The 20,251-nt window shown below is 72.1% G+C and carries 18 protein-coding genes; 12 read left to right on the plus strand and 6 right to left on the minus strand.

From position 1 onward, the window contains the following. The first annotated feature begins 85 nt into the window (after window positions 1-85). Genes Van01_RS04705 through Van01_RS04720 form a run of 4 tightly spaced genes read left to right on the plus strand, consistent with a single transcriptional unit; the run spans window position 86 to window position 4,642 of the window. The gene (locus tag Van01_RS04705) at window positions 86-3,229 is read left to right on the plus strand and encodes a sensor histidine kinase (protein ID WP_204000423.1); all 3,144 of its coding nucleotides are present in this window, start codon (window positions 86-88) and stop codon (window positions 3,227-3,229) included. Then, window positions 3,226-3,633, plus strand: coding sequence for a roadblock/LC7 domain-containing protein (locus Van01_RS04710; RefSeq protein WP_099849649.1), 408 nt, complete (start codon window positions 3,226-3,228; stop codon window positions 3,631-3,633). The genes Van01_RS04705 and Van01_RS04710 overlap by 4 nt, the downstream gene beginning before the upstream one ends. Window positions 3,634-3,675: 42 nt before the next feature. Beyond that, window positions 3,676-4,038, plus strand: a complete 363-nt coding sequence (locus tag Van01_RS04715; protein ID WP_093403660.1) for a DUF742 domain-containing protein — start codon at window positions 3,676-3,678, stop codon at window positions 4,036-4,038. Next, a complete protein-coding gene (locus Van01_RS04720; RefSeq protein WP_099849653.1) occupies window positions 4,019-4,642 on the plus strand; it encodes a GTP-binding protein in 624 nt (207 codons plus the stop codon). The genes Van01_RS04715 and Van01_RS04720 overlap by 20 nt, the downstream gene beginning before the upstream one ends. Before the next feature lie 68 nt (window positions 4,643-4,710). Here the strand turns inward: Van01_RS04720 and Van01_RS04725 are convergent, their stop codons facing one another. From Van01_RS04725 to Van01_RS04745, 5 genes are read right to left on the minus strand one after another with little or no spacing between them, the layout of a single operon-like run. Continuing rightward, window positions 4,711-5,799 carry a uroporphyrinogen-III synthase gene (locus tag Van01_RS04725; protein WP_204000425.1) on the minus strand — a complete coding sequence of 363 codons (1,089 nt, stop codon included), beginning with the start codon at window positions 5,797-5,799 and terminating at the stop codon, window positions 4,711-4,713. Next, window positions 5,799-6,146 carry a nitrite reductase small subunit NirD gene (gene nirD, locus Van01_RS04730; protein ID WP_204000428.1) on the minus strand — a complete coding sequence of 116 codons (348 nt, stop codon included), beginning with the start codon at window positions 6,144-6,146 and terminating at the stop codon, window positions 5,799-5,801. Before nirD ends, Van01_RS04725 begins: the two co-directional genes overlap by 1 nt. Next, a complete protein-coding gene (gene nirB / locus Van01_RS04735) occupies window positions 6,143-8,665 on the minus strand; it encodes a nitrite reductase large subunit NirB (RefSeq protein ID WP_204000431.1) in 2,523 nt (840 codons plus the stop codon). Before nirB ends, nirD begins: the two co-directional genes overlap by 4 nt. Beyond that, window positions 8,662-10,107 carry an FAD-dependent oxidoreductase gene (locus tag Van01_RS04740; RefSeq protein ID WP_204000434.1) on the minus strand — a complete coding sequence of 482 codons (1,446 nt, stop codon included), beginning with the start codon at window positions 10,105-10,107 and terminating at the stop codon, window positions 8,662-8,664. The genes nirB and Van01_RS04740 overlap by 4 nt, the downstream gene beginning before the upstream one ends. Next, complete coding sequence (locus tag Van01_RS04745; RefSeq protein WP_204000437.1) at window positions 10,104-12,215, minus strand: molybdopterin oxidoreductase family protein; 2,112 nt, start codon at window positions 12,213-12,215, stop codon at window positions 10,104-10,106. The genes Van01_RS04740 and Van01_RS04745 overlap by 4 nt, the downstream gene beginning before the upstream one ends. A gap of 147 nt (window positions 12,216-12,362) precedes the next feature. Here Van01_RS04745 and Van01_RS04750 point away from each other — a divergent pair, with 147 nt between their 5' ends. The 8 genes from Van01_RS04750 to Van01_RS04785 all read left to right on the plus strand — a co-directional run bounded on the left by Van01_RS04750 (window position 12,363) and on the right by Van01_RS04785 (window position 19,031). Then, a complete protein-coding gene (locus Van01_RS04750) occupies window positions 12,363-13,094 on the plus strand; it encodes a class I SAM-dependent methyltransferase (protein WP_204000440.1) in 732 nt (243 codons plus the stop codon). Between the two features lie 71 nt (window positions 13,095-13,165). Further along, window positions 13,166-13,423 carry a hypothetical protein gene (locus Van01_RS04755; RefSeq protein ID WP_099849667.1) on the plus strand — a complete coding sequence of 86 codons (258 nt, stop codon included), beginning with the start codon at window positions 13,166-13,168 and terminating at the stop codon, window positions 13,421-13,423. Then, a complete protein-coding gene (locus tag Van01_RS04760; protein WP_204000443.1) occupies window positions 13,401-13,706 on the plus strand; it encodes a type II toxin-antitoxin system PemK/MazF family toxin in 306 nt (101 codons plus the stop codon). The genes Van01_RS04755 and Van01_RS04760 overlap by 23 nt, the downstream gene beginning before the upstream one ends. Before the next feature lie 119 nt (window positions 13,707-13,825). Beyond that, on the plus strand, window positions 13,826-15,193 hold the full coding sequence (locus Van01_RS04765) for a NarK family nitrate/nitrite MFS transporter (RefSeq protein WP_204000445.1): 1,368 nt from the start codon (window positions 13,826-13,828) through the stop codon (window positions 15,191-15,193). A gap of 204 nt (window positions 15,194-15,397) precedes the next feature. Next, entirely contained in the window at window positions 15,398-15,841 is a 444-nt protein-coding gene (gene rplM / locus Van01_RS04770; RefSeq protein WP_099849671.1) for a 50S ribosomal protein L13, read from the plus strand. Between the two features lie 20 nt (window positions 15,842-15,861). After that, window positions 15,862-16,326, plus strand: a complete 465-nt coding sequence (gene rpsI, locus Van01_RS04775) for a 30S ribosomal protein S9 (RefSeq protein ID WP_018784602.1) — start codon at window positions 15,862-15,864, stop codon at window positions 16,324-16,326. A 133-nt stretch (window positions 16,327-16,459) separates the two neighbouring features. Further along, window positions 16,460-17,812 carry a phosphoglucosamine mutase gene (gene glmM, locus Van01_RS04780; protein WP_204000448.1) on the plus strand — a complete coding sequence of 451 codons (1,353 nt, stop codon included), beginning with the start codon at window positions 16,460-16,462 and terminating at the stop codon, window positions 17,810-17,812. Between the two features lie 124 nt (window positions 17,813-17,936). Continuing rightward, window positions 17,937-19,031, plus strand: coding sequence for a hypothetical protein (locus Van01_RS04785; protein WP_204000451.1), 1,095 nt, complete (start codon window positions 17,937-17,939; stop codon window positions 19,029-19,031). A gap of 11 nt (window positions 19,032-19,042) precedes the next feature. Here the strand turns inward: Van01_RS04785 and Van01_RS04790 are convergent, their stop codons facing one another. Beyond that, window positions 19,043-20,236: a pyridoxal phosphate-dependent aminotransferase gene (locus Van01_RS04790; RefSeq protein ID WP_204000454.1), complete on the minus strand. Its 1,194-nt coding sequence runs from the start codon at window positions 20,234-20,236 to the stop codon at window positions 19,043-19,045. Window positions 20,237-20,251 lie beyond the last annotated feature (15 nt).

Here is a 20,251-nt window from a genome sequence, read left to right on the forward strand (position 1 = left end):
CGCGGCCGTGCCGCGCGTGGCGCCGGCCGTCGCCCGGCGCACGGGTCGGCGGTTCTGGCGGGAAGAAAACGACGGAGGCGATGTCGTGAGCACCGGACCGACGACCCTGCCCGCCAGCGGTGACGCCGCGCCGAAAAACGGCGGTCGGCTGCCCCGGCTGCGCGACGCCCGGATCCGGTCCAAGCTGGCGCTGATCCTCGTCGTGCCGGTGGCGGCGGTCATCGCGCTGGCCACGGTACGCCTGGTCTCCGTTGGTGAGGGTGCCTACGACGCGAGCCAGGCCCGCGCTCTCACGGCCCTGTCCATCGACGTCTCCGCATTGACGAACGAGTTGCACGCCGAGCGGATGGCGGCGGCGGCCTTCCTCGCCGCACCGCAGCAGCGGGCCGACGCGTACAACCTGCGGGTCCGGGAGACCCAGCAGCGGATCGACGAGTACCGCGCGGAGCGAGCCGAGATCGATGATGCGCCGGCCGCGGTACGGGACCGGCTCGCGGCCATCGACGCACACCTGGACACCCTCGACGGCACCCGGCAGGAGGTGCTCGCCCGCCAGCAGATGGAGGTAGCCGAGGCGGCGTTGCGCTACGGCGTGGTCCTCAACGACCTGGTCGCGTACGGCGACGGGCTGGCCCAGCTGCCCGGCGACGAGGAACTAGGTGACACCCGCCGGGCGGTCGCCGCCTTCGCCCGGGCGAAGGCGGCAGTGGCCGAAGAGGAGGCGGTCGCCTTCACCGCACTCAGCGCCGGCCGACTGGACAACGAGCAGTTCTCCTCCTTCGTGGCCACCCTCACCGGGCAGCAGGAGGCGCTCGTGGCCTTCTCGCTCGCCGCCGACCCGGCGCAGCGGGCGCTTGTCGAGAGCACCGTTTCCGGTGACGCGGTGGTGCTTGCCGACCGGATCGCCACCGATCTCACCCGGTCGGTCAACCAGCGCGCGCCGTTCACCGCGCAGGAAGCCACGGCAGCGATCGGCGCGGTAAACGAGCTGATGCGGTGGGCCGAGATCGAGTTGCAGAGCCGCCTGCTCGACCAGGCCGAGCAGGCCCGTTCGGACGTCATCCAGCAGGCCGTCGTCGAGACGACGCTGGTGCTGCTCACGCTGATCATCGCGGTGACCCTGGCCGTGGTGCTGGCCCGCTCGTTGAACCACTCCCTGCGCCGGCTGCGGGAGGGCGCGCTCTCCGTGGCGAACCACGACCTGCCGGAGGCGGTGCGGCGGCTACAGGGGATGGGCAACGTCAGCGACGGCAGCGTCGACGAGATCGTCCGCGAGGTACGCGACCCGATCCAGCTCAACAACCGCGACGAGGTGGGGCAGGTCGCCCTGGCCTTCAACGTCGTGCACCGGGAGGCGGTCCGGGTCGCGGCCGAACAGGCGGCCCTGCGGACCAGCGTCTCGGCGATGTTCCTGAACCTGGCCCGGCGTAGTCAGACCCTGGTCGACCGCATGATCGGCGAGCTGGACGCGATCGAGCGCGGCGAGGAGGACCCGAAGCGGCTCGCGCAGCTCTTCGAACTCGACCACCTCGCCACCCGGATGCGCCGCAACGACGAGAACCTGCTCGTGCTGGCCGGAGCGGACTCGGCCGTGCCGCGACGCGACGACGCCCTGCTGGTGGACGTGCTGCGGGCCGCGCAGTCCGAGGTCGAGCTCTACAACCGGATCGAGTTCGGCACCGTCGACACCGACGTGTCGGTGGCCGCCCACGCGGTGAACGACGTGGTACGGCTGGTGGCCGAACTGCTCGACAACGCCACCCGCTTCTCGCCGCCGAACACCACTGTCGTCGCCGACGGGCGGCGGATCCGGGACTACGTGCTCATCCAGATCGAGGACCGGGGTCTCGGCCTCACCGACGAGCAGTTGGACTCGCTCAACCGGCGGCTGTCCGCGCCGTCCACTGTCGACGTCGCGGCGTTCCGCCTGATGGGTCTGGCGGTGGTCAGCCGGCTGGCGGCCCGCTACGGCATCCGGGTCGAGCTGCGCCGCAATGTCGAGGGCGGCACTGTCGCCCAGGTCACCCTGCCCGCCGCCACCGTGGTGCTGCCCAGCCTGCGGGGCCGCGACCAGGCGATCACCCGGCCCCGGCAGCCGCTCGCGGTCGAGCAGCCCCCACTCGCGTCGGTGGGCCTCGGCGATCCGGCCGGGGCCACGGGGCGCGGCAGCACCGCGACCCTTGTCGACAGGTGGCACAACGGCACGTCCTCCGGCCCGACCTGGCCGGGGACGGGGGCCACCCCGGCGGACCCGCCGCCGACCCGTACACCGCCGCCCGCCTTCAGCGGATTCAACGCGGGTACGCCGACTGTCGCGCAACCCACCCTGGACCCGCTGCCGAGCCGGGGTGCCGGCGACCACAGCCAGGCCGCCGCGCCCGGGCTGCCGGTGGGACCGGTCGCGGGTGCGGGGGTGGCCGCACCTACCGGATTCGCGCCGACCGCCGGCCAGCAACCCGGCGGTACCGGTTTCGACGGCTCCGGGTTCCGTGGGCTGGGCGCCAGCCTGGCCGCCACCGCTCCACCCCCGACGCGGCCGATCACCGTCCCACCCGAGCAGACCTCCGAAGCGCCCATCTTCCGGGAGATGGAGGCGGTCTGGTTCCGGTCGCACGGCAACGACGTCACCACGATCTTCAGCCGGCCCCAGTTCGACGAACCGGCCCCGCAGCCGGCCGCCGGACCACCGGCGCCCCCGGTCGAGCCGACCAGGGGACGGAGTCCGTTGCCGACCCGTACGCCGGGTGCGGCTGCCGCCGCGACGCCCGCGCCGGCACCGACGCGGACGCCCGGTACGGCCGCCGCCGCACCGTCCGCGCCGCCACCGTCGTACACTGCCTCGTCCGTCAGCACGACCGGTCCGGCGCCGAGCGCGCCGCCGACCCCGCCCCCGCCGCCACCACCGTCCGCGCCACCGCAGTCCGCCCGGCCCGAAGCGGGTCAACCGGAGGACGACGCCTGGCGGACGGCGGCCGACGAGGGCTGGTCACGGGCCAGTCGGGCGGCCGAGCCCACCCCCGCCGGTACGACCCGGTCAGGGCTTCCGGTGCGGGTGCCCCAGGCACAGCTCGTGCCGGGTGGCATCGAGCCACGCGGCGGGCGTGAGCACGGCCGCCGGACCCCCGACGAAGTACGCGGTCTGCTGTCGGCCTACCACCGAGGCGTCCAGCGTGGCCGGATGGCCGGAGTGAGTCAGAACAGCACCTCGACCAAGGAGACGAGCCGATGAACAGGCCAGCGGCCATACAGGACATGGGTTGGCTGCTCAGCAACTTCGCCGACAGCGTGGCAGGCATCGCCCACGTGGTGGCGGTGTCCGCGGACGGGCTGTTGCTCGCCTCCTCCCGGGACCTGCCGACCGACCGGGCGGACCAGCTCGCCGCGATCACCTCCGGTGTGGTGAGCCTGACCGAGGGTGCCGCGCGGATGTTCAGCGCCGGCGGGGTGTTGCAGACAGTGATCGAAATGGACAGTGGCTACCTGTTCCTGATGTCCATCAGTGACGGGTCGTCGATGGCGGTGCTCGCGGCGCGCAGCTGCGACGTCGGCCAGGTGGGCTACGAGATGGCGCTGCTCGTGGAACGGGTCGGTGCGGCGCTGGTGCCGCTGCCCCGGGACGCGGTGCGGTCGTAACGGGTGCACCAGACCGGCGGAAGGCAGAGGAGGTGATCGCGGATGGAGCGGCAGCGTGACCCACGAGGTGCGCTGGTCCGGCCGTACGCGGTCACCCGGGGCCGGACCGAGCCGTTGCAGGACATCGCCCTGGAAGCGGTGTTGGTGGCCAGCCCCACGCAGATCGCCGAGTCACGTTTCGCCGGGCACGACAAGCATCGCATCGCCATGGTCTGCGAGGGCCGGCCCGAGTCGCTGGCGGAAATCGCCGCGTACACCCGGCTACCGCTGGGTGTCGCCCGGGTGCTGGTCGCCGACATGGTGGCCGAGGGCCTGTTGACGCTACAGACGGCCGCTCCCGCCACAGGTTACGAGGAGCGGATGGAAATGCTGGGAAGGGTGCTGAGTGGACTTCGCGAGCTATGACCCCGCCGGGGCCCGCCAGAGCCGGGGAATCATCTCCGCGAAGATCGTCGTCGCGGGTGGCTTCGGTGTCGGTAAGACCACGCTTGTCGGTGCGATCTCCGAGATCACACCGTTGACCACCGAGGCGGTGATGACCTCGGCCGGCGTCGGCATCGACGACCCGTCCAAGGTGCCGGGCAAGGAGACCACCACGGTCGCCATGGACTTCGGCCGGATCACCATGGCGCAGGATCTGATCCTGTACCTCTTCGGCACGCCTGGGCAGACCCGGTTCTGGTTCATGTGGGACGAGATCATCCGTGGTGCGGTAGGTGCCGCGGTACTTGTGGACACGCGCCGCATCACCGACGCGTTCGCCCCGCTCGACTACTTCGAGAACCGCAACCTGCCGTACGTCGTCGCGCTCAACCGGTTCGACGGCGCGCCTCAGTACGAGCTGGACGAGGTGCGCGAGGCGTTGGCCATCTCGCCGGACGTGCCGTTGGTGATGACCGACGCCCGGCAGCGGGAGTCGGTCAAGAGCGTTCTGGTGACGGTCGTCGAGCACGCCATGGCGCGACTCCAGGCCGAGCACGACCGAGGCTTCCCGACCCCTGTCGGATAGGCCCTGCGTTGGCGGCGTCCTCCCGCCGGTCCGGCCGAGGCCGGGGCCGGCGGGAGGACCGTACCGCCTCAGTCGACGCGGAGGCGGTAGCCCCGCTTGACCACCGTCTGCACGACGCGTGGTGCCTTCAGCCCGGCCCGCAACCGGGCCACCGCCATCTCCACGGCGTGCTCGTCGGCACCCCGGGGCAGCGTCCGCAGCAGTGCGGTACGCGACAGCACCCGCCCCGGGGTCTGGGCCAACGCCCGCAGCACGGCCATCGGCGCGGGGGCCAGTGGCCGCAGCTCACCGTCGACCACCGCCGCATGGCCGCGCAGGGTGAGCAGATGCCCGGCGACCTTGATGGTCACCGTACGGCGGGGTAGTTCGTCGACGATGGTGCGGACCAGCGCGCCGAGCCGGGCCCGGCTCGGCGCGCTCACCGGCACCCCGCGCCGGACCAGCGGTTCGGCGGTGACCTGGCCGACGCAACTGGCCAGCACGTCACTGCGCAGCGCGTCCAGCACCGCGTCCGTACGATCACCGGCGGCCCGCAGCAGCGCCTCCACCGCCGGCGCCGAGGTGAAGGTGACCGCGTCGACGAGCCGCCCCGCCACCAGGTCGACAAGCCGGTGCAGCGGCGCCGGGTCGGTAGGCGGGGCCCAGCGGTAGACCGGGATCTCGATGACCGTGGCACCCGCCTCCTCCAGCGCACGGGTGCACTCCGGCTGCCGTTCGCCGTGCAGCTGCATGGCGATCACCTGACCGGACACACCCCGCTGGCGCAGGTGGTCCACCACCTCGTCACAGCTCTCCGAGGCGGGCGACCACTGGTCGTACAGGCCGGCCGCCCGGATCGCGCCGCGGGCCTTGGGCCCCCGGGCCACCACGTACGCGTCACCGAGGACCCCACGCAGCGGCTCGGCGAGCCCCCAACCCTCAGCGGCCTCCAGCCACCCGCGCATCCCGATGCCTGTGTTGGCCATCAGGATGTCGGGTGGCCGTTCCAGGCAGGCCCGGGTGGCCTCGCGCAACTCGGTGTCGTCCGCGAGCGGCACGATCCGCAGGGCGGGGGCGAGCACCACCCGGGCACCGCGCCGTTGGAGCAGCGCGGCGAGTTCGTCCCGCCGCCGGTCGGCGGTCACCCCGATGGTGAAGCCGGCCAGTTCCTCGCGCATCAGCCCTCCTGTCGCAGCCGCACCTCGACCATGCCGTTGTGGCAACGGACCTGGTGCCGGGCGACCGAGACGCCCGGCAGGTCGAGACAGTCCCCCGTGCGCAGGTCGTACACCTGCTTGTGCAGCGGCGACGCGACCGTCGGCACCTCGCCTCGGCTGCCCACGATGCCGCGGGAGAGCACGTACGCCCCGGAGACCGGGTCGAGGTTGTCGATCGCGTACAGCCCGTCCGCGGTCCGGAAGATCGCCACCTGCACCCCGGCGACCAGCGCGGCGACGCCACGGTCCTGGTCGAGGCGATCCAGCGGGCAGACGGTGACCCAGCTCAGTACCGTCGCGGCGGTCATCGACGCACCTCCGGCAGGCCGAGCGCGACCGGCTGGCGGCCCTGCGCGTCGGATGGATGTCCGCCGACGGGTACCGGTTGTCCGCGTTCGGTGACGAAGGTGATCGACGGGTCGGGCACCCCAGGCGCGTTGACGAACGAGGTGAACCGGCGCAGCCGGTCGGCGTCGCCCAGCACGTCCCGCCACTCGTCCGAGTAGGACACCACGTGCCGGGCCATCGCGGCGTCGAGTTCGGCGCAGAGGCCGAGTGAGTCCTCCACGATCACCGCCCGGAGGTGGTCCAGGCCACCCTCCATCGCCTCGATCCAGGCGGCGGTGCGTTGCAGCCGGTCGGCGGTACGGATGTAGTACATCAGGAATCTGTCGATGAGCGTGACAAGCGCTTCGGTGGACAGGTCGGTGGCGAACAGGTCGGCGTGCCGGGGTCGGAAGCCGCCGTTGCCGCCGACGTAGAGGTTCCAGCCGGTTTCCGTGGCGATCACACCGAAATCCTTGCTGCGGGCCTCGGCGCATTCCCGGGCGCAGCCGGACACCGCCGACTTGATCTTGTGTGGGGCGCGGAGGCCCCGGTAACGCAGTTCCAGGGCGACGGCCAGTCCGACCGAGTCCTGCACCCCGTAGCGGCACCAGGTGGAGCCGACGCAGGACTTCACCGTGCGCAGCGCCTTGCCGTACGCGTGCCCGGACTCGAACCCGGCGTCGACAAGCCGTCGCCAGATCTGCGGGAGCTGGTCCACCCGGGCGCCGAACAGGTCGATCCGCTGCCCCCCGGTGATCTTGGTGTAGAGGTTGAAGTCGCGGGCCACCTCGCCGATGACGATCAGCTTCTCCGGGGTGATCTCGCCACCCGGGATCCGGGGCACCACCGAGTAGCTTCCGTCGCGTTGCAGGTTCGCCAGGAAATGGTCGTTGGTGTCCTGCAACGAGGCCTGCTCGCCGTCGAGGATGTGACCGTTGCCGAGCGAGGCGAGGATCGAGGCGACTACCGGTTTGCAGATGTCGCAGCCCCGCCCCCGACCATGCTCGGCGATCAGCCGGGAGAACGTCCTGATGCCGCGTACCCGGACGATGTCGAACAGCTCCTGCCGGCTGACGTCGAAGTGCTCGCACAGCGCCTTGGACTGGACGACACCTGCCGCGTCGAGCAACTGCTTGAGCATGGGTACGCAGGAGCCGCAGCTCGTGCCGGCCCGGGTGCACGTCTTCAGGGCGGCCACGTCGGCGCAGCCGTCCGCGATGGCCGAGTCGATGTCCCCCCGGGTCACCGCGTTGCAGGAGCAGACCTGGGCGGTCGCGGGCAGGGCGCCGGCCGTGGCTCCCACCGCGTCGTCGCCGGCCAGCAGGGCCAGCGGAGCGGCCGGCAGCGGCCCGCCGACGCTGGCGCGCAGGGTCGGGTACGCGCTGGCGTCGCCGACCAGCACCCCACCGAGCAGCGTCGACGCGTCGTCGGAGAGGACCAGCTTGGCGTACACCCGGGCGGCCGGGTCGGTCCAGGTGACGTCCAGGCAGCCCGGCGTGGCGCCGTGCGCGTCGCCGAACGAGGCGACGTCGACGCCGAGCAGCTTGAGCTTGGTGGCGGTGTCCGCGCCGGGGAACGTGGCGGCGCCACCGACCAGCCGGTCGGCCACCACCTCGGCCATCGCGTAACCGGGGGCGACCAGGCCGTAGCAGGTGCCGTCGACCGCCGCGCACTCGCCGACCGCGTAGATCCGCTCGTCGGTGGTGCGGCAGGCGGCGTCGACGAGCACGCCACCGCGCGGACCGATGTCGAGGCCGGCCGCCCGGGCCAGTTCGTCCCGGGGCCGGATGCCGGCGGCCACCACCACCAGATCGGCCTCGACCACCGCGCCGTCGGCGAGTTCCAGGGCGGCCACCGTCCCGTCCGCGCCGGGCCGCAGCGCGGTGGTGGCCACGCCCAGGTGGCAGGACACGTCAAGGTCCTCGACGTAGCGGCGGAGCATCGCGCCACCGGCGGTGTCCACCTGCACCGGCATCAGCCGTGGGGCGAACTCCACGACGCTTGTGGTCAGCCCGAGCAGACGCAGCGCGTTCGCCGCCTCCAGGCCGAGCAGCCCGCCCCCGATCACCGCCCCGGTGCGGCGGTCCTTCGCGTACCGGCGGATGGCGGCGAGGTCGTCGAGGGTCCGGTAGACGAAGACACCTGACAGGTCCGCGCCCGGCACCGGTGGCACGAACGGGTACGACCCGGTGGCGAACACCAGGACGTCGTACGGGTGCTCGCCGACGGTGGTGGTGACCACCCGCCGGCTCCGGTCCACGCCGGTGGCCGGCTCGCCGAGTCGCAGCTCCACCCCGTCGTGCGGCGTGTGCAGGTTCAGGTCCTCCTCGTCGGCGCCGTCGAAGTACGCCGAGAGCCGCACCCGGTCGTACGCCGGCCAGCTCTCCTCGGCGAGCACCGTGACCCGCCACAGTCCCTGTGGGTCGCGGGCCCGCAACGCGTCCACGAACCGCTGGCCGACCATGCCGTTGCCGATGACGACCACGTTTCCGCCGGTCATCGCCCCACCTCCACCGGATCCGTTCTGGACAACCAGTCGACGATGCCGGCCACCGCGTCGCGGCATCCGCCGCAGCCGGTGCCGGCCCGCGTCCCCGCGACCATGGCGTCGACAGTGCGGGCTCCGTCCCGCCAACACCGCACGAGAGCGCCCTTGCTCACCGTGTTGCACTGGCAGACGGTGGCCGCGTCCGGCATCAGCGCCGGTGACGCGGCCGGTGCCGCGACAGCCCCGCCGACAGCCCGGCCGAGCAGCAGCGCCCGGCGGTCGGTGGGCACCGGGTGACCACGGTCGAACAGTTGGATCACGGTGCCCACCGAGGGGTTGTCGCCGAGCAGGATCGCGGCGGCCAACCGCTCGTCGTGGATGCGCAACCAGGCGTACGTGCCCCGGGCCGGGTCGGCAAAGGTCAGCTCCTCGCCGGGGCCACCCGTCGGGTCACCCATCGCGGCGAGATCGATGCCGGCCGCCTTGAGTCGGGTGACCGCCGGTCGGGGCCGGTACCGGGCCAGTGGGTCCTGCCCGGTCACCACCTGGGCCACCACCCGGGCCTGCGCCCAGGCCGGTGCCACCAGCCCGGTAAGCGTGCCGTCGTGCTGGGCGCAGTCGCCGATCGCGGAGATGCGCCGGTCGCTGGTGCGCAGCCGGTCGTCGACGAGCACACCCCGGTCCACGGCCAGGCCGGCCGCCGCGGCGAGCGCGGTGTCCGGGCGTACGCCGCAGGCGAGGACCAGCAGATCGGCGTCGAGTGACCTACCGTCGGACAGCTCCAGCCGCACCCCTGCGGCGTCGGCGTGTACCGCAGTCGGTTCCACAGCCAGGTGGGTGGTCACGCCGAGACCGGCGAGCGTGCCGGCGAGCACGGCCCCGGCGGCCGGGTCGAGCTGACGGTCCATCAGGTACGGCACCCGGTGCACCACGCCCACGTCGAGCCCGCGGATGGCCAGCCCTCGGGCGGCCTCCAGGCCGAGCAGCCCACCGCCGAGCACCAGGGCGCGCCGGGCGGTGCCGGTGAGGGCGAGGATGCGCCGGCAGTCGTCAAGGGTGCGGAACGGGATCACCCGTTCCGGCAGGTGCTCCGGGTCGAGCCCGGGTAGCGCGGGCACCACCGCCCGGCTGCCGGTGGCGAGGACCAGGTGGTGGTACGGGATCCGGTCGCCGTCGTCGGTGCGTACCTGGCCGGTGGCCCGCTCGATCGCGCTCACCGTCACCCCGGTACGCAGGTCAACGCCACGTCCGGCGACCTCCGCCAGTTCCACGTCCGACTCGCCGATCTTGCCGGTGAGCAGGGTGGACAGCATGATCCGGTTGTACGCGGGGTGCGGTTCCGCGCCGAGTACGGTGACCTTGAGGTCCTCGCCCCGGGCGTGCAGTTCCGCGGCCACCCGGGCACCGGCCATCCCGTTGCCGACCACCACGACCCGCTCGCTGTGCCCGGTCATGCCTTCTCCACCCGTACCGCGCAGATCTTGAACTCCGGCATGCCGGAGATCGGGTCGACGGCGTCGTTGGTGACGGAGTTCGCCCGCGCCCGTCCACCCCAGTGGAACGGCGCGAAGACGGTGTCCGGCCGGATGCCCGGGCTGAGCCGGGCCGGTGCCTGGAACTCGCCGCGCCGCGAGAGCACCCGTACCGGCTCGCCGTCGGCGACGCCCAGCCGTTCGGCGAGGTCCGGATGCAGCTCCACGAACGCCTCGGGGGCCGCCCGGCGCAGCGCGGCCACCCGGCGCGTCTGGGTGCCGGACTGGTACTGGGCGAGCACCCGGCCGGTGGTGAAGTACAGCGGATAGTCGGCGCAGACCTCCTCGGCCGCCGGTCGGTGCTCCACCGGGTGGAACCGGGCCAACCCGTCGGCGGTGGCGAAGCGGTAGGTGAAGAGCCGGGGGGAGTCGGGCCCCTCGTCGTCCGGGCACGGCCAGTAGACACCGTCGGCGGCGTCGATCCGGTCCCAGCTGATCCCGGCGTAGTCGGCGATGCCACCGGCCGAGGCGCGGCGCAGCTCGGCGAAAACCGTGTGCGGGTCGTCGGGCGGCTGCCGCCCGGGCGCTCGGAGACGGCTGGACAGGGCGGTCAGGATCGACAGGTCGGTGCGGACACCCGCCGGGGGCGGACGGAGCGCCCGGCGGCGCAGCACCCGCCCTTCCAGATTGGTCATCGTGCCGTCCTCCTCAGCCCACTGGGCGGTGGGGAGTACCACGTCGGCCAGCGCGGCCGTCTCGGAGAGCAGGAAGTCGGTGACGACAAGCAGGTCGAGGTCGCGCAGGCGGCCCTCGATCCGGGCGGCGCGGGGTGCGGAGACCACCGGGTTCGAGCCGAACACCAGCAGCGCCCGTGGCCCCTGGTCGGTGCCGAGCGAGTCCAGCAGCTGGTACGCCGGTACGCCCGGCCCGGGCAGCTCGTCGGCGGGCACTCCCCAGACCTGTGCGACGTGGGCGCGGGCCTCCAGATCGTCGATGCGTCGGTACCCCGGGAGCTGGTCGGCCTTCTGCCCGTGCTCCCGACCACCCTGCCCGTTGCCCTGCCCGGTGAGGCAGCCGTACCCGGAGCCGGGACGGCCGGGCAGACCCAGCGCGAGGGCGAGGTTGACGAAGCCGGTGACGGTGTCGACGCCCTTGGCGTGCTGTTCGGCACCGCGTGCGGTGAGGATGATCGCCCGGCCTGCGGTGCCGAGGGCCCGCGCGGTCTCTTCCAGGTCGGCCACGGGCACCCCGGAGAGCGCTTCGGCGCGCGCCGGCCACCAGCCCGCCACGGTGCGCCGCACCTCGGTGAACCCGGTGGTACGGGTGGCGACGTAGTCGCCGTCGACGTACCCCTCGGTCAGGGCGATGTGCAGCAGCGCGTTTGCCACCGCCAGGTCGGTGCCGGGCAGCGGTTGCAGGTGCAGGTCGGCCTGCCGGGCGGTGGCGGTGACCCGAGGATCGATCACGATCAGCCGGCCACCCCGCTCCCGTTGCTCGGTCAGCCAGCGCATCAGCGGCGGCATGGTCTCCGCCGGGTTCGCGCCGACCAGCAGCAGGGTGTCCGCCCGACCGAGGTCGGACAGCGGGAACGGCAGGCCCCGGTCCACCCCGAACGCCCGCATGCCGGCGGCAGCCGCCGACGACATGCAGAACCGTCCGTTGTAGTCGATGTGCCGGGTGCCCAGCGCCACCCGCGCGAACCGGCCCAGGGCGTACGCCTTCTCGTTCGTGAGCCCGCCGCCGCCGAAGACGGCGACCGCGTCGCGGCCGTGCTTCTCCTGCACGTCGCGAATGCCTGTGGTGATCCGGTCCAGCGCGGCGTCCCAGCTGGCCGGGCGCAGCTCGCCGCTGGCCGGGTCGCGCAGCAGGGGACTTGTCAACCGCTGCGGGTGGCTGAGCAGCTCGGCCGAGGTCCAGCCCTTCTGGCACAGGCCGCCCCGGTTGGTGGGGAACTGGCGGGGGAGCACGCTTACCGCGTCGTCCTCCTCGCGCAGGATCATCCCGCACTGGAGGGCACAGTACGGGCAGTGGGTGGCCACCTCCCGGGGCTCCCGCCCCGGTGGCGTTGCCGGCCGTGCACCGTCTGTCATGTCGGCAAAGCGTGCCGTTGGGCAGTTTCCGGTCCGCGTCCCGTTTGTTTCGGTCCTGTCAAGAGCCGCTCACACCGCACCGCGGCTGAGGGCCGGCTCGCGAGGTCTACAATGTGGAACGGTAATCCTGTTATATGGGAGGCTGTTGTGAGCGTTGCCAAGGCGTTCGACGCGGTGGCGGGCGACTACGACGCCGCGCGCCGCAGGCTGATCCCCTGTTTCGACGCGTTCTACTCCACCGCCGTGGAGGTGGCCGCGCCACAGTTGCGGGCCGCCCTGGCGGCCGGGCGTACGCCCGAGGTGCTCGATCTCGGCGCCGGAACCGGTCTGCTCTCGTCGTTACTCTCCGCAGTCGTGCCGGGCGTGCGGCTGACCCTTGTGGATGCCGCACCGCAGATGCTTGCCGTCGCCGCCGAGCGGTTGGCCGGCCGGGGCGTCGCGCACCAGGTGGTGGTGGCCGACCTGGCTGACCCGCTGCCCGCCGGGCGTTACGACGCGGTGGTCAGCGCGTTGGCCATTCACCACCTGGACGACGCCGCCAAGCGTGACCTCTACCGGCGGGCGGCAGGTGCGCTGATCTCCGGTGGGGTCTTCGTCAACGCCGAGCAGGTGGCCGGCCCGACCCCGGAACTGGACCGGCGCTACCACGAGGTCTGGCTGGCACAGGTCGCGGCGCTCGGCTCCGATTCCGCCGAGATCGCCGCTGCCGAGCAACGGATGGCCTACGACCGCCCCGCACCGGTGGCGGAGCAGTGCCGTTGGCTGACCGAGGCGGGCCTGGCGGACGTGGACTGCTTCTTCAAGGCGTGGCGCTTCGCCGTGATCGGCGGCCACGCGCCGGACGGAACCGGCGCTGCGGGAGCGCCGACCGCTGGCTGAACCGCCATCCGGCCGGGGTGAGCGGTACGTCGAGGATGACTGGAAGTCATACCGGCGGGTAGTCTGCCGGTATGACAGCCAAGGTGACTCTGTCGTTCGCTGACGAGACGATCGCGGACGCCCGGCGGTTCGCCAAGCGGGAAGGGCTCTCGCTCTCCGCCTGGATGGACCAGGCGGCCCGGGAGAAGGCGCTGCGCGAGGTCTTCGCCGCGCACGCCGCCGCGGTCGGGCGGGCGGGGCTGGATCTGGAATCCGCCGCACTGGCCGACGCACAGGAAGTCGGCATGGTCGACGACCTGCTCTTCGGTGGTCCGCCGCGTGCTGCGTAGGGGCGAGGTCTGGCGGATCGAAGGCGCCCGGGAGCGCCTCGGTTTGGTGATCAGTTCCGATGTCTACAACTCGACGGCCGTGCCCATCGTGATCGTGGCCGAGGTGGTGGAGGCGGCGCTGCTGCGTGACTCGCCGCTCGCGGTGCCGATGGAGGATCGGGTGGTGATGCCCGACCGGATCTCCTCGCCGATGAAGAAGTGGTTCACCGAGTGCGTGGACGTCGCCGACACGGAGACCATGCGGCGGGTGGACCGGGCGTTGCGGATCCTCCAGCAACTCTGACAGTGACTGTGCCGCACCGCGCTCCTCACCACCGTCGCCGGTGGGTGGTGCGATCCCCGTTGCCGGGCCGACCCGAACGGCGAACGCCGTGGTAACGGCGGCTGCCTAGCTTCTGCGCCATGACCACCACGAGCGCACAGCCGACGGTAATCGACGAGGAGAGCCTGGACCACCGACCGGGGCGGTGGATCGGGCACTGGGCACCTGAGGATCCGGCCTTCTGGCGGCGGATCGGTAGCGGCGTCGCCCGGCGCAACCTCATCTGGTCGATCTTCGCCGAACACATCGGCTTCTCCGTATGGCTGCTCTGGAGCATCGTCGTCGTCCGGCTCGGCGACGCCGGCTGGCAGCTCACCACCAGCCAGGCGCTCTGGCTGACCGCCGTGCCCAGCGGGGTCGGTGCCCTGCTGCGGCTGCCGTACACCTTCGCCGTGCCGGTCTTCGGCGGGCGCAACTGGACGGTCATCTCCGCGTTGCTGCTGATCGTGCCCTGCGCCGGACTCGCGTGGGCGGTCGAGCACCCGGAGATCGGCTTCGTGTCGTTGCTGTTGATCGCGGCCACGGCCGGGTTCGGTGGCGGCAACTTCGCCTCCAGCATGGCCAACATCTCCTTCTTCTATCCAGAGCGGGAGAAGGGATGGGCGCTGGGGCTGAACGCGGCGGGCGGCAACATCGGGGTGGCCGTCGTGCAGTTCGTGGTGCCCCAGGTGATCGTGCTCGGTGGCGGTCTCGCGCTGGCCCGGGCCGGACTGATGTACATCCCGCTCGCGGTGATCGCGGCCGTCTGCGCGTACCTGTTCATGGACAACCTGGTCGAGGCGAAGGCCGACGTGCGGCCGGTCTGGTCGTCGCTGCGGCACCGGGACACGTGGATCATGTCGCTGCTCTACATCGGCACCTTCGGCTCGTTCATCGGCTACTCGGCAGCCTTTCCCACCCTGCTCAACTCGGTGTTCAACCGACCGGACGTCGCCCTGGCCTGGGCGTTCCTCGGCGCGGGGGTGGGCTCGCTCTGTCGGCCGTTCGGTGGCCGCCTGTCCGACATCGTCGGCGGGGCCCGGGTGACGGTGGCCAGCTTCGTGCTGATGGCGGTCGGTGCCCTGGGCGCGCTCTGGTCGGTCGAGCGACGCAGCATGGGCCTGTTCTTCGTGGCCTTCCTGCTGCTCTTCGTGGCCACCGGCGTCGGCAACGGCTCCACCTACCGGATGATCAGCAGGATCTTCCAGATCAAGGGGGAGGAACGGGGCGGTACGCCGGAGGTGATGCTGGCGATGCGCCGGCAGGCCGCCGGTGCCCTGGGCATCATCTCGGCGGTCGGTGCCTTCGGTGGCTTCCTGGTGCCGATCTGTTACGCCTGGGCCCGGTCGACGTACGGGGGCATCCAGCCGGCGTTGCGCTTCTACGTCGGGTTCTTCCTGGTACTGCTGGTGGTCACCTGGGTCGCGTACCTGCGTCCCGGCAGTCGGATGGCCCGCGCCGGGGTGTGACAGTCGTCATACGGACCCGCTTGCCCCGCCAGCCGGACCCCGTTTTGACCGGCCGGTGGGGCTGCGGGTATCGTTGCCTGCTGTTGTACGACATCTGTGGGCGTGCCGCCTGAGGTACGCTTGGTCGTTCGTGCGCGCTGGTCCGGCTGGGTAGCCCTGGTCACCTCGCGCTACCCCAGACCGACGACGAGACAAGGTAGACCTGTGCGTACGTACAGCCCGAAGCCGGGTGAGATCGAGCGTCAGTGGCACGTCATCGACGCCTCTGATGTCGTGCTGGGCCGCCTGGCCACCCACGCCGCCACGCTGCTGCGGGGCAAGCACAAGCCGACTTTCGCGCCGCACGTTGACACGGGCGACTTCGTCGTCGTCGTGAACGCGGGCAAGGTCGCGCTGACCGGCAACAAGCGCCAGCAGAAGATCGCTTACCGGCACTCCGGATACCCGGGTGGCCTGAAGCAGGTCGGCTACGAGGAGCTGCTGGCGAAGCGTCCCGAGCGGGCCATCGAGCTGGCGGTTAAGGGGATGCTCCCGCACAACAAGCTCGGCCGTCAGCTCATCAAGAAGCTGAAGGTCTACGCCGGTGCCGAGCACCCGCACGGCGCGCAGCAGCCGATGCCGTTCGAGATCAAGCAGATCGCGCAGTGAGCGCGGGCGAAGGAAGCAGCATGACCGACATCACCGCCACCGAGGTCGCCCCTGAGGCCACCGAGGCGCCGGCGCCCGTCGCGCGCGCGCCTCGTGGTGACCGCCCGATCCAGACCGTGGGTCGGCGCAAGGAGGCCATCGTCCGGGTGCGCATCGTGCCGGGCACCGGCAAGATCACCTGCAACGGGCGTGACCTGGAGGCGTACTTCCCGAGCAAGGTGCACCAGCAGCTGATCAAGGATCCGCTGGTCACCGCCGAGAAGCCCGAGGCGTTCGACGTCATCGCCAACCTGCGTGGCGGCGGCACCACCGGCCAGGCCGGTGCGCTGCGGCTGGCCATCGCCCGGGCGCTTATCGTCAGCGAGCCCGACGACCGTCCGGCCCTGAAGAAGGCCGGCTTCCTGACCCGGGACGCCCGGGTCAAGGAGAGCAAGAAGTACGGCCTCAAGAAGGCCCGTAAGGCTCCCCAGTACTCGAAGCGCTGATCTCCAGCCGCACCTTGTACTTCTGACGGACGGCCGGTCCGCCTCCCCTCGACAGGGGAGGTGGGCCGGCCGTTTCCGTCGCCTCACGACAAGGCACTCTTCCTGTAACGGCAGTTCATCGGAGGTTGTGGGTATGGGCCGGTTGTTCGGCACGGACGGCGTACGCGGGCGGGCGAACGCCGATCTCACCCCGGAGTTGGCGCTCGCGGTGGCCGTCGCGGCCGCCCACACCCTCGCCGAGTCGGATCGTGGCCGCGCTCCACTGGCCGTGGTGGGCCGGGACACCCGGGCCAGCGGCGAGATGCTCGAGGCGGCAGTGGTGGCCGGGCTGACCAGCGCGGGCGCGACGGTGATCCGGGTCGGAGTGCTGCCCACGCCGGCGGTGGCGTTCCTCACCGCAGAGGCCAAGGCGGACCTCGGGGTGATGTTGTCGGCCTCGCACAATCCGATGCCGGACAACGGGATCAAGTTGTTCGCCGCCGGTGGGCACAAGCTGCCCGACGAGATCGAGATGCGGATCGAGGCGGCCATCGAGGCCAACGCGGCAAGCGCCTGGGAGCGTCCGGTGGGTGCCGGCGTGGGCCGGGTGCACGACCTGCTCGACGGCGCGAACCACTACGTGCAGCACGTCGCCGGCACCGCGGCGCACCGGCTCGACGGGATCAAGGTAGTTGTCGACTGCGCCAACGGTGCCGCCGCCGAGGTCGCTCCGGCGGTCTACCGGGAGGCCGGCGCCGAGGTCGTCGCGATCCACGCCGAGCCGGACGGGCTCAACATCAACGACGAGTGCGGCTCCAACCACATCGAGGCGCTGCGCCAGGCAGTGGTGGAGCACGGCGCGCATCTCGGCATCGCGCACGACGGCGACGCCGACAGGTGCGTGGCCGTGACCGCCGACGGCGACGAGGTCGACGGCGACCAGGTGATGGCGATCCTGGCGCTGGCCATGCGGGAGGCCGGCACGCTTACCGGAGACACCCTTGTCGCCACCGTGATGAGCAACCTCGGTCTGCGCCTGGCAATGTCCGCGGCCGGCATCCGGCTGGTCGAGACAAAGGTCGGCGACCGGTACGTACTTGAGGAACTGCGTGCCTCCGGGTACGCCCTGGGCGGCGAGCAGAGTGGCCACATCGTGATGCCGGCGTACGCGACCACAGGCGACGGGGTCCTCACCGGGCTGCACCTGATGGCCCGGATCGCGGCCACCGGCCGCACCCTGGCGGACCTGGCCAGCGTGGTCACCAAGCTGCCGCAGGTGCTGATCAACGTGCCGGTGGGTGACCGCACCGTGGGCGCCGCCGCGCCCGCGGTACGCGCCGAGGTCGAGCGGGCCGAGGCCGAGCTGGGCGAGACCGGCCGGGTGCTGCTGCGCCCGTCGGGTACCGAGCCACTGGTCCGGGTGATGGTCGAGGCCGCCACCGAGCAGACCGCCCGCGACGTCGCGGAGCGCATCGCCGCCCACGTCCGTACCGCCAGCCCGGCCTGACCCTGACCGCCTGCGGTGATCGGCTCCACCGTGGCCGGACGGGCGTCCCCCTACTGTGTAGGGTGCCGTGGGACGATGACCGCCGGCCGCCGTAGGGCGGACACCACGTCTCACGGGGGTGACTGTGTCCCACCCAGGTTCTCCTGGTTCCGTCGGGCAACCCGCCGACAGTGCGCTGGACGAGGCGCCGCCCAGCGCGCCGCAGAGCTGGCTCGGGGCCCGCTGGGGCCGGCTGCTCATGATCATGATTGTCCTCGGGCTGACCATCGGCTCCGTGGCGACACCGTGGTCCGAGGTGACGATCGAGGTGCTGGGCAGCAGGTCCGGCTCGCTCCTCTACCAGGATTCGACTGTCGGGCTCAGCGTCACGGAGATCGGCGGGTGGGGATGGGCGTACCTGCTCCTGGTGGTTCCGATGGTGCTGCTGACGTTGGCCTCGGTGATGCTGCCCGGGTACGCGGGACGGGCCGCCGCCGTCGCGGCGGGTGGCACCCTGCTGGCCACGACGACGGTCCTGGCCGGTGCCGCCTATCGCCTCTCGTCGACGCCGGACGAGGGTGCCGACCGCTGGGCTGAGATCGTGCGCCGGGTGGCACCCGCCCTGGACCGGGACTACGGGGCCATCTGGTTCGCCTACGAAAGCTCCGGGCTGACGTTCGCGGTGCTCGTCGTGGCAGCCCTCGCCACAGTGGTGCTGGCCAGCTGGTGGCCGGGCTCCGGCCGGATCGTCGCTGCCGCAGCCGGCACCGTGGCGCTGCTCGCCGGCCTCGCGCTGCCCTGGCTGACCGTGTACGGCGCGACCGCTGACGGACTGGATCAGCGCGACGTCTGGTGGCCCACCTTCGGCACGGCCTCCGTGCTCACCATGGTCGGCACGCTGGCACTCGCCGCCCTGACCTGGTGGGCCGCGCTACGTCGGTCGACCCGGGGTCGGCTGCCCCTGCTGCTCGTCACGGTGCCGGCGGCCTGCGCGCTCATCCTCGTGCACGACTATCTCGGGCTGGATCCTGAGGAATGGCAGGATGCGGCCGAGCGGGCCCGCTACCTCGCGGTCACCGACGACATCCGTTCGGCAGCCGAATTCGCGCAGCTCGCACCCGCGCTCTTCCTCGCGGCGATGGTGCTGGCCTGGTCGGCGGCACGGCGGCGAGCCCGGGCCGCGCGGTCGGCGGTCGACGCGGCGCCTGTCGACACCGGTACGGCCCACGTCCCGAACTGACGCCGGTCCGGTCACCTGACCTCAGGCAGCCGGCGCAGCCGGGTCACCGCCTCGGCCAGCACCTCGGGGCGTTTGCAGAAGGCGAACCGGACCAGCCGCCGACCGGCCTCGGGGTCGTCGTAGAAGACCTGGGTGGGTACCGCCACCACACCGGACCGCTCGGGCAGGGTGCGGCAGAAGTCGACCCCGTCGGTGCCACCCAGGGCGGTGATGTCGGCAGTGACGAAGTACGTGCCCTCCGGGGTGAGCACGTCGAACCCGGCAGCGGTCAGCCCGTCGATCAGCTGGTCGCGGCGGGCCTGCAGGTCGGCCCGGAACGCGGTGAAGTAGTCGTCCGGCAGGGCGAGTGCCACCGCCACAGCGGGTTGCAGGGGTGCGGCGTTGACGAAGGTGAGGAACTGCTTGACCCGCAGCAGCGCCGACACCAGTGGCGCCGGCCCGCTGGCCCAGCCCACCTTCCAGCCGGTGCAGGAGAAGGTCTTGCCGGCCGAGGAGATCCGCAGGGTCCGCTCGCGCATCCCGGGCAGCGTGGCCAGCGGCACGTGCCCGCTCGCCGCGTCGGTGAAGGCCAGGTGCTCGTAGACCTCGTCGGTGACCGCGTACGTGCCGTGGTCCTGGCACAGCTGCGCGACCAGGGCCAGCTCGTCCGGGGTGAACACCTTGCCTGTCGGGTTGTGCGGCGAGTTGAGCAGCACCAGCCGGGTCCGGGCACCGAACGCGTTCCGCAGGTCGTCGGGGTCGAAGGCATACCGCCCGTCGACGCCGGGACGGAGGGTCACCGGTCGCCGGGTCGCGCCGGCCAGGGCGATCGAGGCGGCGTACGAGTCGTAGTAGGGCTCGAAGCAGACGACCTCGTCGCCGGGCTCACAGAGGGCGAGAATGGCCGCGGCGACCGCCTCGGTCGCCCCGGCGGTCACCACCACCTCACCGTCCGGGTCGTACTCCAGCCCCCAGAAGCGGCGCTGGTGCGCCGCCACGGCCGCGCGTAGTTCGGCGATGCCGGGACCGGGTGGGTACTGGTTCCGGCCGGTGGCCAGGGCCTCCGCCGCGGCGGCGAGCATCTCAGGCGGGCCGTCGGTGTCCGGGAAACCCTGGCCGAGGTTCACCGCGCCGGTACGCGTCGCCAGGGCGGACATCTCGGCGAAGACCGTCGTCCCGAACGGGCGCATCCGGGCCACCAGCGGGTCGACATCACTGCTCGTCACGCCCGTCAGGGTACG

Origin of the sequence: Micromonospora andamanensis (genome assembly GCF_016863495.1) — a bacterium.
Taxonomy (GTDB): domain Bacteria; phylum Actinomycetota; class Actinomycetes; order Mycobacteriales; family Micromonosporaceae; genus Micromonospora; species Micromonospora andamanensis.

Bases quoted from the DNA above. Each gene is read 5' to 3' on its own strand.
- Van01_RS04725 (WP_204000425.1), bottom strand. From the start codon at position 5,799: ATGCGCGAGGAACTGGCCGGCTTCACCATCGGGGTGACCGCCGACCGG.
- nirD (WP_204000428.1), bottom strand. From the start codon at position 6,146: ATGACCGCCGCGACGGTACTGAGCTGGGTCACCGTCTGCCCGCTGGAT.
- rpsI (WP_018784602.1), top strand. From the start codon at position 15,862: ATGACCGACATCACCGCCACCGAGGTCGCCCCTGAGGCCACCGAGGCG.
- nirB (WP_204000431.1), bottom strand. From the start codon at position 8,665: ATGACCGGCGGAAACGTGGTCGTCATCGGCAACGGCATGGTCGGCCAG.
- Van01_RS04710 (WP_099849649.1), top strand. From the start codon at position 3,226: ATGAACAGGCCAGCGGCCATACAGGACATGGGTTGGCTGCTCAGCAAC.
- Van01_RS04715 (WP_093403660.1), top strand. From the start codon at position 3,676: ATGGAGCGGCAGCGTGACCCACGAGGTGCGCTGGTCCGGCCGTACGCG.
- Van01_RS04765 (WP_204000445.1), top strand. From the start codon at position 13,826: ATGACCACCACGAGCGCACAGCCGACGGTAATCGACGAGGAGAGCCTG.
- Van01_RS04755 (WP_099849667.1), top strand. From the start codon at position 13,166: ATGACAGCCAAGGTGACTCTGTCGTTCGCTGACGAGACGATCGCGGAC.
- Van01_RS04745 (WP_204000437.1), bottom strand. From the start codon at position 12,215: ATGACAGACGGTGCACGGCCGGCAACGCCACCGGGGCGGGAGCCCCGG.
- Van01_RS04740 (WP_204000434.1), bottom strand. From the start codon at position 10,107: ATGACCGGGCACAGCGAGCGGGTCGTGGTGGTCGGCAACGGGATGGCC.
- glmM (WP_204000448.1), top strand. From the start codon at position 16,460: ATGGGCCGGTTGTTCGGCACGGACGGCGTACGCGGGCGGGCGAACGCC.